The organism is Halosimplex litoreum, from assembly GCF_016065055.1.
Lineage (GTDB): Archaea > Halobacteriota > Halobacteria > Halobacteriales > Haloarculaceae > Halosimplex > Halosimplex litoreum.
In genome coordinates, this window is sequence record NZ_CP065856.1 from 708584 (window position 1) to 721266 (window position 12683).

At 68.8% G+C, this 12683-nt stretch carries 14 protein-coding genes; 5 read left to right on the forward strand and 9 right to left on the reverse strand.

Annotated features, from left to right (window positions below):
• Positions 1-119 precede the first annotated feature (119 nt).
• Complete coding sequence (locus I7X12_RS03500; protein ID WP_198062493.1) at positions 120-1082, forward strand: S49 family peptidase; 963 nt, start codon at positions 120-122, stop codon at positions 1080-1082.
• A complete protein-coding gene (locus I7X12_RS03505; protein WP_198062494.1) occupies positions 1069-2142 on the forward strand; it encodes a Gldg family protein in 1074 nt (357 codons plus the stop codon). The genes I7X12_RS03500 and I7X12_RS03505 overlap by 14 nt, the downstream gene beginning before the upstream one ends.
• A gap of 73 nt (positions 2143-2215) precedes the next feature.
• On the opposite strand, the gene I7X12_RS03510 is transcribed toward I7X12_RS03505, so the two are convergent.
• Positions 2216-2545: an FUN14 domain-containing protein gene (locus tag I7X12_RS03510; RefSeq protein WP_198062495.1), complete on the reverse strand. Its 330-nt coding sequence runs from the start codon at positions 2543-2545 to the stop codon at positions 2216-2218.
• 196 nt (positions 2546-2741) lie between these two features.
• On the opposite strand from I7X12_RS03510, the gene hflX reads away from it, so the two are divergent.
• Complete coding sequence (gene hflX / locus I7X12_RS03515) at positions 2742-4052, forward strand: GTPase HflX (RefSeq protein ID WP_198062496.1); 1311 nt, start codon at positions 2742-2744, stop codon at positions 4050-4052.
• Positions 4053-4074: 22 nt separating this feature from the next.
• Here the strand turns inward: hflX and I7X12_RS03520 are convergent, their stop codons facing one another.
• The 6 genes from I7X12_RS03520 to I7X12_RS03545 form a co-directional block, all read right to left on the reverse strand.
• Positions 4075-4530 (reverse strand): acyl-CoA thioesterase, encoded by a 456-nt coding sequence (locus I7X12_RS03520; protein WP_198062497.1) that lies wholly within the window; start codon positions 4528-4530, stop codon positions 4075-4077.
• Between the two features lie 64 nt (positions 4531-4594).
• Positions 4595-5641, reverse strand: coding sequence for an alcohol dehydrogenase catalytic domain-containing protein (locus I7X12_RS03525; RefSeq protein WP_198062498.1), 1047 nt, complete (start codon positions 5639-5641; stop codon positions 4595-4597).
• Between the two features lie 100 nt (positions 5642-5741).
• On the reverse strand, positions 5742-6755 hold the full coding sequence (locus tag I7X12_RS03530; RefSeq protein WP_198062499.1) for an SGNH/GDSL hydrolase family protein: 1014 nt from the start codon (positions 6753-6755) through the stop codon (positions 5742-5744).
• A 101-nt stretch (positions 6756-6856) separates the two neighbouring features.
• Entirely contained in the window at positions 6857-7288 is a 432-nt protein-coding gene (gene moaC / locus I7X12_RS03535) for a cyclic pyranopterin monophosphate synthase MoaC (RefSeq protein ID WP_232343139.1), read from the reverse strand.
• Positions 7289-7365: 77 nt separating this feature from the next.
• Positions 7366-8814, reverse strand: coding sequence for an NAD(P)H-hydrate dehydratase (locus I7X12_RS03540; protein WP_198062501.1), 1449 nt, complete (start codon positions 8812-8814; stop codon positions 7366-7368).
• 91 nt (positions 8815-8905) lie between these two features.
• On the reverse strand, positions 8906-9184 hold the full coding sequence (locus I7X12_RS03545; RefSeq protein ID WP_198062502.1) for an acylphosphatase: 279 nt from the start codon (positions 9182-9184) through the stop codon (positions 8906-8908).
• Between the two features lie 236 nt (positions 9185-9420).
• On the opposite strand from I7X12_RS03545, the gene I7X12_RS03550 reads away from it, so the two are divergent.
• A complete protein-coding gene (locus I7X12_RS03550; protein WP_198062503.1) occupies positions 9421-10554 on the forward strand; it encodes a citrate synthase in 1134 nt (377 codons plus the stop codon).
• 43 nt (positions 10555-10597) lie between these two features.
• Here the strand turns inward: I7X12_RS03550 and I7X12_RS03555 are convergent, their stop codons facing one another.
• A complete protein-coding gene (locus I7X12_RS03555) occupies positions 10598-11488 on the reverse strand; it encodes a DNA-3-methyladenine glycosylase family protein (RefSeq protein ID WP_198063775.1) in 891 nt (296 codons plus the stop codon).
• Positions 11489-11649: 161 nt separating this feature from the next.
• On the opposite strand from I7X12_RS03555, the gene I7X12_RS03560 reads away from it, so the two are divergent.
• Entirely contained in the window at positions 11650-12153 is a 504-nt protein-coding gene (locus I7X12_RS03560) for a DUF555 domain-containing protein (protein WP_198062504.1), read from the forward strand.
• A 135-nt stretch (positions 12154-12288) separates the two neighbouring features.
• On the opposite strand, the gene I7X12_RS03565 is transcribed toward I7X12_RS03560, so the two are convergent.
• On the reverse strand, positions 12289-12525 hold the full coding sequence (locus I7X12_RS03565; protein ID WP_179911545.1) for a UPF0058 family protein: 237 nt from the start codon (positions 12523-12525) through the stop codon (positions 12289-12291).
• Between the last annotated feature and the right edge of the window lie 158 nt (positions 12526-12683).

The window sequence follows — 12683 nt, forward strand, 5'->3', positions numbered from 1 at the left end:
CCGTCGAGACCGGGACCGAGGGGTCGTCACCGCGTCGATCGGTCACAGCCGACGCGTCCGTCAAACGGAATTTGAGATTGACCAACCTTCATGAGGGGGTCGTCCGTTCTCCGGTGTGTATGGTGGATAGAACAGAGTCGACCGCGACGACCACGGTACTGTACGTGATCGTCGTGGTCGTCGCCGTCCTGATTGGCACCGTACTCGCGCCCGTCGTCTGGAGCGCTACACAGGCCTCCTCCGGCGACTCGGGGGACCCCACCGTGTCGGTCATCACGCTGCGGGCCGGGACAGACGCCGGTCCGGTGAACGACATCAAGGAAGACCTCCGGCAAGCGAGAACCAACGAGTCCGTCGAGGGGGTCGTGTTACGGATCGACAGCCCCGGCGGCGCCGTCGCGTCGAGCGAGGAGTTCTACCTGGCGGTCAACCGGACCGCCGCGCAGATGCCGGTCGTCGCCTACGTCGAGGGGACGGCCGCCTCCGGCGGCTACTTCGGCATCGCGCCCGCCGACCGGATCTTCGTCAAGCCGAGTTCGACCGTCGGCTCCATCGGCGTCATCGTCAGCGCGCCGCTGAGCACGGTCGAACGGTCGGAAGCCCAGAGCAAGACCTACCTCCGGACGGGCCCGGACAAGGCCACGACGGAGAAAGACCAGCTGCGCGAGCAGATGGAGACGCTGCACAACGCCTTCGTCGACACGATCGTGAAACACCGCGGCGCCAACCTCACGATGAATCGCAGCGGCGTCGCCCACGGTGAGGCGTACATCGGCCCGACCGCGCTCCGGAACGGCTTCGCCGACGAGATGGGTGACCTCAACTCGGCCATCGCGGAGGCCGCGGCGCGGGCAGACGGCATCGACGGCGACCAGTACAACGTCGAGTACAACCAGCCAGTCAGCCCCTCCGGCGGCACCATCGTGCTCTCCGAAGACCCCGCGAGAGTGGACGGGAACATCGTCTACGTCGAGGGTTCCGACGACGGAGGGACGGAGTTCCAGCAGCCCTACGAGTTCCACGCGGTCTGGGGCGTCCCGGTCACCGAGGACGCCCGGGAGGTGACCAATGAAAGCGAGTGAGATACTCAAGCCGCTCGGCGTCTTCGTCGTCGTGATCGCGGTCGTCCTCGCGGGCACGGCGCTCGTCGGGACGCTCGCCGGGTCGGGATCTGCCGGCCCGGCCGACGGGGAGGAGATAGAGGGACAGTCCCCCGGTCAGTTCGCGCCGGAGAACGTCCTCGCGACGAGCGCGCCCGAAGACGGCGAGATATCGATAGACGGTGCCGGCGAGAGCAAGCGTATCCTCGTCGACAGCGGCCACAGCAATCGGTACTCGCGGTCGGACCTGGCGCCGCTCGTCGAAGCGCTGGCCCAGGCCGGGCACGAGGTCGACTTCACGCCGGACACGCCCGGTGACGGCGGCGGATTCGGCGAGACCAGCTACAACGCGACGCTGCGGGAGTACGACGCCGTGATGATTCTCCAGCCGACCGCGTCGTTCTCCGACGGCGAGATCGCGGGGCTGACCGCCTACGCCGACGGCGGCGGTCGGATCGCGGTGCTCGCCGAGCCGCCCCAACTGTCGGTGGGGAGCGGCCTGAGCGCACAGGTCACGCAGGTCCGCTTCGGCGCCCAGGACCTGGTCGGGGAGTTCGGCCTCCGGATGGGGACCGAGGGACTCTACAACATCGAGGACGGCGGCAACGACAACAACTACGAGAGCATCGTCGCGAGCCCCGACGGGTCGAGTCCGCTGACCGAGGGCGTCTCCAACGTCACGTTCGACTCGGCGGGCTACGTCGTCCAGACCGGCGACGACCCAGAGGTTCGCATGCGCGCCATCTCGGGCACGCGAACGCTCGAACGGCGCCAGGCGGGTCGGTACCCCGTCGCCGCCCAGAACGACAATCTGGTGCTGGTCGCCGACACCTCCTTCCTCAAGTCCTCCGAGCTGTACGACCTCGACAACGAACGCTTCGCCGGGAACCTCCTGGAGTTCCTCGTCTCCGGCGACAAGGACGAGGGCGTGCCGGAGGGGAGCGGCGGGACCGGCGACGGCGGCTTCGGTGAAGACGACGGCGAGGACGACGGCGGCGAAAACGGTGGCGGCGGCACCACACCGATAACCGCGGCCCCGTAACCCCCCGGGAGGCCCTTCGAACCGTCTCTCCTCCCGACTGCTGTGGCCGCGAAACGAACGACGACGACCTCGGCTATCCCTTCTTGAAGCCGACGAGGAACCCGCCGGCGAACCCGGCGCTGACGGGGACGACCGACAGTAGGCTCACGACGATTCCGGGGGGCTGGCTCCCGGTCGCGGCGTCCGTGGCGGCGTTGCTCGCGTTGACCAGACCCGCGGAGAGGCGCTCCCAGTCGACGACGAGGATACCCTGCGACTCCAGAAATTTGAACAGCGCCAGTTCGACGCCGACCAGGACCGCGATGATCTTCGCGACTTTCTTCGCTGCGAAACCGATCAGCCCCCCGATCACCGCGCCCGAGCCCAGTTCCAGCCCGATCTGTTGCAAGCCGATGTCTACCATATCCGTCTCGGTGACGGCGGCGGAATAAGGCTCTTGTGTCCGCCGGTCGGGCCGAGTAACACTGGCCTACCGACCCCCGTCGCACGCCGTTCGACACCGACCTACCGGCCCGAGATGGGCTGACGCGGTCCGGTTCGGCGGGTGTCGGCCACGCCCGACCAGAGTTTAAATACGCGGGCGCCGTACTCTCGCGCGAGTGACGGAGACAGGATCCGAACGGCGGGCTGTCGTCGCCAAGCGCGTCGACAGCGGACGACCCGATACGACGGAGATACGCGACCTCGCGCGCGCGGCCGGGTACGAAGTCGCCGGCGAGGTCACCCAGACGAGGAAGGAAGACCCCGCGACTCATATCGGGGAGGGGAAAGTCACCACGCTTGCGCGAACCGTGGTCGAGACCGGGGCGACGGTCGTCGTCTTCGACAACCAGCTCGGCCCGTATCAGACGTACAACATCGGCAACGAACTCCCCGAGGGTGTCAAGCTGGTCGACCGCTTCAGACTCATCCTCGAGATATTCGGCCAGCGCGCACAGACCCGGAAGGCCCAGCTGCAGGTCGAGCTCGCGGAGCTGCGCTACGAACTCCCGCGAGCGGAGGCGAAGGCCAGTCTCGCCCGTCGCGACGAGCGACCGGGGTTCATGGGGCTCGGTGAGTACGACGAGAGCCGCGAGCGAGACATCAAGTCCCAGATCTCGCGCATCCGCGACGAACTCGAACGGATCGAGGAGACCGAGGAACACCGCCGCGAACAGCGCCGCGAGTCCGGGTTCGACCTGGTAGCGCTGGCCGGCTACACGAACGCCGGAAAGTCGACGCTCCTGCGTCGTCTGGCCGAGGACGTCGACGTGGACGAGAACGAGGATCTGCATCCGGACCTGGACGCGACCGCCGAGTCCGAAGACCGACTGTTCACGACGCTCGGGACGACGACGCGACGGGCCGAGATGGACCAGCGGGACGTGCTCGTCACCGACACGGTCGGGTTCGTCTCGGATCTCCCCCACTGGCTCGTCGAATCGTTCAAGTCGACGCTGGATTCGGTCTACCGGGCGGATCTCGTCTTGCTCGTCGTCGACGTGAGCGAGCCGACCGAGGAGATACGCGAGAAGCTCGTCACGTGTCACGACACCCTCGCCGAGCGCAACGAGGCCCCCATCGTGACGGTGCTGAACAAGATCGACAGAGTCGACGACGAGGAGATCCAGCGCAAGCGCGACGCGCTGTCGGCGCTGGCCCCCAATCCGGTCGCGGTATCGGCCCGGACCGGCGAGCGCGTCGACGACCTGCGCGAGCGGATCCACGCGGAGCTGCCCGACTACGAGCGCGAGCGGCTCGTCCTGCCGATGACCGACGACACGATGTCCGTGGTCTCGTGGATCCACGACAACGCACAGGTCGACTCGGTCGACTACGGCGACCAGGTCGTCATCGAGTTCGAAGCCCGCCCCGCGGTCGTCGAGCGCTCCCGAGCGAAGGCCGGTGAACTCGTCGAGGCGTCGGTCTGAGGCGGTCGCGCCCCGAGGGACGTCACCGTTCTCTGTCGTTGGCGTCTCGCCAGGCCAGCGCGCGGTCGCGCAGTTCTCGGCAGCGCTCGCCCTCGACGGTCAGGTCGGGGACGGTCACGGGCGAGCCGTCTTCGTCGATGGCGACGAAGACGAACTGCGACTCGGTGGTCATCTCCTGCTCGCCGCTCCGGGGGTTCTCCCGGGCGGCGCGGAGGTGGACGTTGACGCTGGAGCGCCCCTCGTCGAAGACGAACGACTCGATGACGACCGTGTCACCGGTCGGGACGGGGCGGTGGAAGTCCATCCGGTCGATCGAAGCGGTGACGCAGGGTTCGCCCGCGAAGCGCATGGCCGACATCGCGCCGAGTTCGTCCATCCACTTCATCACGTTGCCCCCGTGGACGGTCCCGTAGTTGTTGGCGTGGTTCGGCTGGACGCGCCAGCGGTTCTCCAGGTAGGTCTCGCTGATGTTCGGCACGAGTCTCCCGACGGGCGGGAGGGTTGTCGGTCTACCGGCGTAGGCCGCGCCGTCGATCGTTGGGTTACGGCTCGACGAGCACCTTGATCGCCTCGCGTTCGTCCATCGCGCGGTAGCCCTCCGCGATGTTCTCCAGCGACACCGTCTTGTCGAAGATAGGCGAGGGGTCGAGCGTTCCCTGGAGGACGTCGGCGAGTAGTTCGTCGGCGTAGGCGCGGACCGGCGCGACGCCGCCGCGGATGGCGACGTTGTCGCCGAAGAAGTCGAACAGGTCCAGCCCGTCGCCCATACCGTGGGGGACGCCCACGTAGCCGACGGTCCCACCTGGGCGGGCGACGGCGGCGGCCGTCTCCATCGCGCTGGCCGCGCCGACGCACTCCATGACGTGTTCGGCGCCGCCGTAGGTCAGGTCCGTGACGTGGCCTTCCACGTCGTCGACGCCGTCGGATCCGCCCAACACCGTCTCGGTGGCGCCGAACTCCTCGGCGATGTCGAGCCGGTCGGCGTGGTGGCCGACGGCGACGATGCGCGACGCCCCCAGTCGTCTCGCGGCGAGCACGCCACAGAGCCCGACCGCTCCGTCACCGACGACGACGCACGTGTCGCCCTCGCCGACCCCGGCGCTGACCGCGGCGTGGTGACCGGTACCCATCACGTCGGTCAGCGGAAGCACCGACCGGAGCGTATCCTCGTCGTCGGCGTGGCGGTCGGGGATCCGGACGAGCGTCCCGTCGGCGTGGGGCGAGCGGACGTACTCACCCTGGGCGCCGCCGTTGTCGCCGCCCCACCCGTCGCCGTTCACGCAGGAGGTGTGCAGGCCGCGGCGACAGAACTCGCACTCGCCGCAGCTGACGACGAAGGGGGCGTAGACCCGGTCGCCGGGCTCGACGCTCGTCACGTCCTCGCCGACATCCTCGACGATTCCCATCGGCTCGTGGCCGATCCGCGACGGCGTGTCGCGGTCGCTCTGCCCGCGGTAGGGCCAGAGGTCCGACCCGCAGACGCAGGTGTGGGTGATCCGAACCAGCGCGTCGCCGGGGTCCTCGATCTCGGGGCGGTCCACGTCTTCGACACGGACGTCCCGTTCGCCGTGGTAGATAGCTGCGCGCATGTGTGGTGTTCCTGCGTGTTCTACGGGCAAAAAGACGGAGGAAGCGGCACTGTCGGTCCGCGGACCGGTCGGGGTGGCGGAGACCGGCGAGCGTGACGGCTCAATCCAGCACCGTCTCGAGGTGGTCGGCGACGCCGTCGCCGATAGCCATCATGCCCTCGTCGCCCGGGTGGAGCACGTCCCACGTCAGGTCAGCGGCCGAACCCACGTCGGTCCCTTCGACGAGCGAGAGGTTGTCGTGGGGCGACGCCGCGACGACCGAGCGCAGCGCCTCGCGGAACGCCTCGGCCCGGTCGGGGTCGCCGCTCGCGGTGACGTCCGCGAAGTAGGGGAACAGCGTCACGGCGACGACCGGTTTGTCCGGATGCGATCCGGCGACGGTGTCGAGGAAGTACTCGACGCGGTCGCGAAACGCCGCGGTCGAAAAGTCAGCGTTGGCCATGTTGACCGACAGCGCCAGCGTCGCCACGTCCCAGTCGTCCCGGCCGGCGACGTAGTCCGCCAGCTCGGGCTCGCAGTGGGCCGACCCCGAACAGCCGAGGTTCACCGCGTCGAGGCCGCAGTTGCGCGCGACCCGGGAGACGTAGCTCAGATGGGCCGCCGACGCCTTGGCGCCCTCGGTGATCGAGGTGCCGTAGGCGAGATAGCGCCGGTCGGGGAGCTCGTCGGGGCCGGGCGGTCGGCAGTCCCCGGAGACGCCGTGCAGCGCGACGGGGACGAACCGCTCGAAGACGAGCCGGCAGACTCGCGGGTCGAAGCGGCCGGTGTCGACGCTCCCGTCGAGTTCGGCGAGCCGGTCGGGGACCGAGAGCGTCAGCGTCTCCGTCCCGGGACCGATCTCGCGGCCCTGCCAGGGCTGGAACGAGCCCCAGAAGACCCGCATCTCCGCGCGCTCGGGCGTCGACAGCGTCACCTCGATTTCGGCGTCGTCGCCGTCCGGCACGAAGCGGATCTCGCTGTGGGAGACACAGGACAGTCGCTCGCGGGCCATCTCGTTGAGGTGGGTCCGGACCGGGGCGGAGACCCGACAGAGTCGGTCGCCGCCGTCGGCCCACTCGGCGGGTTCGGTCTCGGCCACGTTGTGCAGGGAGACGGAGGGGTACGTATCGGTCATTCGAGCGTCCCGTGAACGGCACCGGACATACCGATTGCGTCTCCGGCGAGGCCGGCCGACGGCCCGAGTCGGCGCGGTCCGCGACCGTCAGCGTCGGGCGATCACAGCGGTCGCTTGGTCTTCTCGACGACCTCGACGGACTCGATGCCCGTCTCGGGATAGTCGCCGTCGGCGTCTTTCTCGGCGGACTTCACCATGTCCCAGACGACGTTGAGGCCGGTCGTCGTCCCTTCGAGAGCCTCCATCTCGCAACCGGTCTTCCCGGTCGTCTCGACGGCGACGGTGAGTTCGACGGCGTCCTCGCCCGGCGAGAAGTCGACGTCGACGTTCGTGATCGGGATCTGGTGGCACATCGGGATCGTCTCCCAGGTGTGTTTGACCGCCTGGATAGCCCCCACCCGAGCGGTCGCGAGTACGTCTCCCTTGTCGATCGAATTCTCGCGGACGGCGTCGACGGTCTCGGGGCGCAGGCGGATGGTCCCGCGCGCGACGGCGCGGCGGGCGGTGTCGGGCTTGTCGCCCACGTCGACCATCTGGGCCTCGCCCGACTCGTCGGTGTGGGTGAGGTCGGCACTGGGTTCGGCGTCCGCGCCGTTGCTCTCGCGATCGCTCACGCTTCGCCACCCCGGTCGGTCCAGAGGACGGCCGGGATCTCCTCGTGGAGGTCGGTGGCGACGAGGCCGTTGTTGCGGCGTTCGTAGGCGCGGTCGCCCGCTTTTCCGTTGGCGTAGACGGCCATCGCGGCGGCGTGGACGGGTCTCTCGGTCGCCGCGAGCGCGCCGGTGATCCCGGCGAGCACGTCTCCGGTCCCGCCGACGGTCATGCCGGCGTTGCCGGTGCGGTTGACTCGCGTGGTCTCGCCGTCGGAGACGACGTCGTACTCGCCTTTCACGAGGACCGTCTGGCCCAGGTCGGCGGCGAACCGTTCGACGATGTCGGTGCGTTGCTCCCAGTCGTCGGTGACGCGCCCGCCCATCTCGGCGAACTCCCCCTGGTGGGGCGTGCAGATCAGGTCGGCCTCGGTGTCGACGTTCGGGACGCGGGAGAGCGCGTCGGCGTCGACGACCGCGGTCCCGGAGTAGCCCGAGAGGACCCCCTCGACCGCTTCGAGGGTGTCTTCCTCGTCGCCGAGTCCGGGCCCGATGACCACGGTGTCGTGGTGGCGGGCCATCTGGAGGAGGTAGCCCACCTGTTTGGGTTCGAGCTGTTTGCCCTGGTACGGCCGGACGATGAGGTCCTCACCGAACCCCTGGAGTTCGCGGCCGACGACCATCGGGCAGGCCACGCGGACGAGGTCGGCGCCGGCGCGGAGCGCGGCCTTCGCCGAGAGGGCGGGCGCGCCGGCGTAGGGGCCGCCGCCGATCACGAGCACCTCGCCGTTCTGGCCCTTGTGGCTCCCGGGGTCGCGGTCGTCCAGCCGCATCAGGTCGCCTCGCTCGACGAAGCGCTCGGCGGCCGCCGGGATACCGATGTCGGCGACGGTCACCTCGGCGTCGAGGTCGGCCAGTCCGGGCTTGGTGTCGTGGAACGTGACCACGCGGTCGGCCTCGACGGCCGTCTCGGCGAGGACGCCCCGCTCGGCGTCCATTCCCGAGGGTACGTCGACCGAGACGACGGTCGCGTCGCTGGCGTCGATCGCCGCGGCAGCCGTGCGCTCGGGCTCGCGCAGATCGCCCGCGATGCCGGTCCCGAGCATCGCGTCGACGACCACGTCGGGACCGTCCAGTTCGAACGCCGAGGAGTCGCGGACCGTCTCGGTGTCGTACTCGCCGGCCGCGAGTGCGTCCCAGTTCTCGCGGGCGATGTCGGTCGTGATGGTCTCGGGGCGCCCCAGCAGGCTCGTAGTCACGTCGAAGTCGTCGAGAAAGCGCACCGCGACGAAGGCGTCACCGCCGTTGTTACCCCGGCCGGCGACGACGCGGACGCTCGCACCCGCATCGGCGACGTCGCGGACTGCGCGCGCGACCGCGTGCCCGCTCGACTCCATCAACTGCTTGCGCGGGATCCCTATCGCCGCGGCGTTCTCGTCGACCACGGCCATCTCGCTGCCCGTAATCATGAACGAGCGTTCGCCCGCCCACCGGATAAGGGTGGGGGCAACGGCCGTCGACTCCGGTGGTTTCGCCAGGCTGCGGCCGGACGACCACCGGTCACCGGCGGATCTCGAACCCGTCCAGTCCCTCCGGCTGGCCGTACTCGGCTTCGACACCCTCGACGCGCGCCCGGTCGCTCCCCTCGTGACACCACTCGACCATCGCCTCGACCGCGGGCTCGGAGCCCTCGAACACCGCTTCGACCCGACCGTCCTCGAGGTTCGTCACCCACCCGTCGACCCCGCGCTCGCGGGCCGCGTCACGGGTCGTCGCCCGGTAGAAGACGCCCTGTACCCGTCCCGAGACGTACACGTGCGCTCGCGTCCGATCCGTCATAGACCTCGATACGACGCCCCCGTTCAAAAATACGCGCGACGGGCGCCCGAGCCGACAACCGGCCCCCGCCGGGAGCGTTAGGAGGGGCGACGGGTTGTACGTCTGTCGATGTGGGCGTCGACAACTGGACAATGACGGAACGATTCGCCGGAACAGTGTCGGAAATTCGACCTCGATCGCGGAAAATCCCGGTGTGTTTCAACAGTACTTTGGTTACCTCCTGCGGAGGCGTGGCCATGAGTGACGAGGATCTGAATCGCGGGCTGGAAGGTATCAGGGTCGCGGAGACGCGACTGAGCGATATCGACGGGGAGGCGGGCGTGCTCACCGTCGGCGGGTTTCCGGTGGACGAGCTGGCGCGCAACGCCACCTACGAGGAGAGCGTCTTCCTGCTGTTCGAGGACCGACTGCCCTCGAGCGAGGAACTCGACGAGTTCCGGGGGGACCTGGCAGGACGGCGAGCGATCGGCGACGAGGTCGAGGCGGTCCTCGAACGCGCCGCCGAGGAGGGCAAACCGGCGATGGACGCGCTGCGGATGGGCGCGGCGGCGGCGAACCTCGGCGCCGGCGAGGCGGACCCGGAGGCCGACGCGCGCCGCGTCGTCGCGGTCTTCCCGACCATCGTCGCGACCTACTGGCGCTACCGCGAGGGCGCCGACCCGGTCGAACCCCGTGAGGACCTGCGCCACGCCGCCAACTACCTCTACATGCTCCAGGGCGAGGAGCCCGACGAGGCCGCTGTCCGCGGGCTGGAGACGTACCTCAACACGGTCGTCGACCACGGGCTGAACGCCTCGACGTTCACCGCCCGCACGGTCGTCTCTACCGAGTCCGACGTGGTCTCGGCGGCGACCGCGGCGGTCGGCACGCTGAAGGGGCCGCTCCACGGCGGCGCGCCGGGGCCCGTCCTCGACATGCTCCAGTCGATCCACGAGTCGGGCGATCCGGAGGGGTACGTCCGCGAGAAGCTCGAAGCTGGTGAGCGGCTGATGGGCTTCGGCCACCGCGTCTACCGCGTCCGCGACCCGCGGGCGGCGGTACTGGAGGCCGCCGCCGCGGAGTTCTACGACGAGGCCGGCGACTCCGACTTCTTCGAGACGATCAAGGACTTCGAGGACGTAGCCGTCGACCTGCTGGCCGAGCACAAGCCCGGCCGCGACCTGGAGACCAACGTCGAGTTCTACACCGCCGCGCTGCTGGACGGCGTCGGCGTCCCCAAGGAGCTGTTTACCACCTGCTTCGCCGTCTCGCGGGTCGGCGGCTGGACCGCCCACGCCCTCGAACAACTCGACGACAACCGCCTCATCCGCCCGCTATCCGCCTACGTCGGCGACCACGACCGGACGTGGACGCCCGTCGACGAGCGGTAGAGTCGGTCGGCGTCGCCGGTCGACCCCGTTCCGTATTGCCGCCTTACCGCAGGTAGTGGAACACGTACGTCTGCGTGTACCCCGCGTACTCGCCGCCGAAGGCCGCGCGGATGGCGCGGGAGGTCTCGGCGTAGTTGCCGCGGTCGCAGTCGGGGTAGTACTCCTCGATGGTCGTCCGGATCCAGGTGTCCAGCGGCACGGCTTCGAGGTACTCGAGCGCGAACAACAGGACGCAGTCGGCCACCTTGTCGCCGACGCCGACGAATCGGGTGAGCGACTCGCGGGCGTCCTCGTAGTCCAGCCCGGCCGCCTCCTCGGGACGGGCCTCGCCGTCGGCGACCATCCGCGCGGTGTCGCGGACGTACGGCGCCCGGTAGCCCAGGCCCAGGTCGCGGAGGTCGGCCTCGGTCGCTTCGGCCAGTTGCTCGGCGGTCGGAAACGCGTGATACGTGCGGCCGTCGAACTCGACCGTGGCGCCGAAGGCACGTTCGAGTTCGCGCTGCATGCCGTGAATACGGCCGACGCGCATCTGGGCCGAACAGATGAACGATATCAGCGACGGGAACGGGGGGTCGTCGACGAGGCGCATCCCCCAGTAGGCGTCGAAGGCCGACTCGACCACGTCGTCGTCCGGCGTGGCCGCGCGGATCGCCGGCAGGTCGTCGTCGAGGCGCAACCGCTCCCGCAGTATCGGGGCGGCCTCGACCGACGACTCCCACTCCAGACGGTCGTCGATCTGCCGGACGCGCACGACCGCGGGCTCGCTGTCGACACGGACGACGCTCTCGTACCAGGCGTCGCCGCCGTAAGCGCCGCTCTCGTCGTACATCCGGCCGTCGGCGCGGTCCCAGAGGTACGACTGGCCGCTCTCGACGGTCGACTGCAGGTCGAACGGGCCAGGGAACTCCCCCAGCGGAATCGCGCCGCGTTCCACGCTCATACCCCGGCCAAGCGTCGGTCCGGCTTTGGCCTTTCGAGACCGACTCGCCTCGCTCGTCGAGTCGGACAGCGGTCGGACCAGCGCCGCCTACCGACCGAGTGTGTGTCGTGCTATCGAGGCGAACCTTCATGTCACTGCGAGACGAAGGCGGGCACATGAACTGCAGAGTTGTCGTCGAGGCCGCCGTCCCCGTCTACGACGTGGAGACAGCGGACGAGGCCGTGCGGATCGCTATCTCGAAGACGGGCGAGATGCTCAACCCGGACCTCAACTACGTCGAGATCAACATGGGCGAGCGGTCGTGTCCCCACTGCGGCGAGGAGCTCGAACCCGCGTTCCTCGCCGCCGACGAGAGCCTGGTCGCGCTGGAACTGGAGATAACGGTGTTCAACGTCGAGCGCGAGGAACACGCCGCCCGGATCGCCCGCAAGGAGATCGGTCAGCGTCTCGAGAACATCCCGCTCGAAGTGCTCGAGATCGAGCAGATCGACGACGAAGACGACGAAGACGACGAGGAGGAAGCGTCGTCCGAGGAGAGCGAATCGCCGTCGGACGACTCGCCGTCCGAAGCGGGTGGGTCGTCGGACGACGGGGGGTCCGACGACGACCGAGGTGACGACGTGCTGCCGGAGTTCGAGGAGCTCATCGACGAATCCTAACGGAGCCGAAGCCCGTCGGTCGCTGTTTTCACCGATCCGAGTCAGGCACCCACCGGTTCGCGCGCGGACGACGAGACCGAGCTCGACAGCGCGACCGCTGGACGATCGTGAGTACGACAGAACGGGACGGTTCGTTCAGTCGGCGGACGCCGGAACGCGCTCGCGCGTCTCGGTCTCCATCTCGGACGTGATGCCCTTCGCCAGGGCGAAAACGGCGTTCTTGTGGTCGGTCTTCGATTTGTGGATCGAGGTCGGCCGTACCCCCAGAGAGGTGTACTCGTCGTGTTCTACCTCCTCGCCTGTGTCCATCTCGTAGTGATTCTCCACCTGAGCAAGCAGGCCGTGAAGGTGAATGAGCTCCTGCTTTTTCATAGTCAACCGGTCCTAACCACTGGAGGTTAATAGTAGTATCCTGAGTCGCGTTAACACACCCCTGCATAAAAACCGTGTACAAAAGGCTCTCGATATCGGTTTCGGTGCCGCGATCGAACCGAGAGTGGGGTCCTCGGGCCGCTGGGGCCGTCGAACCG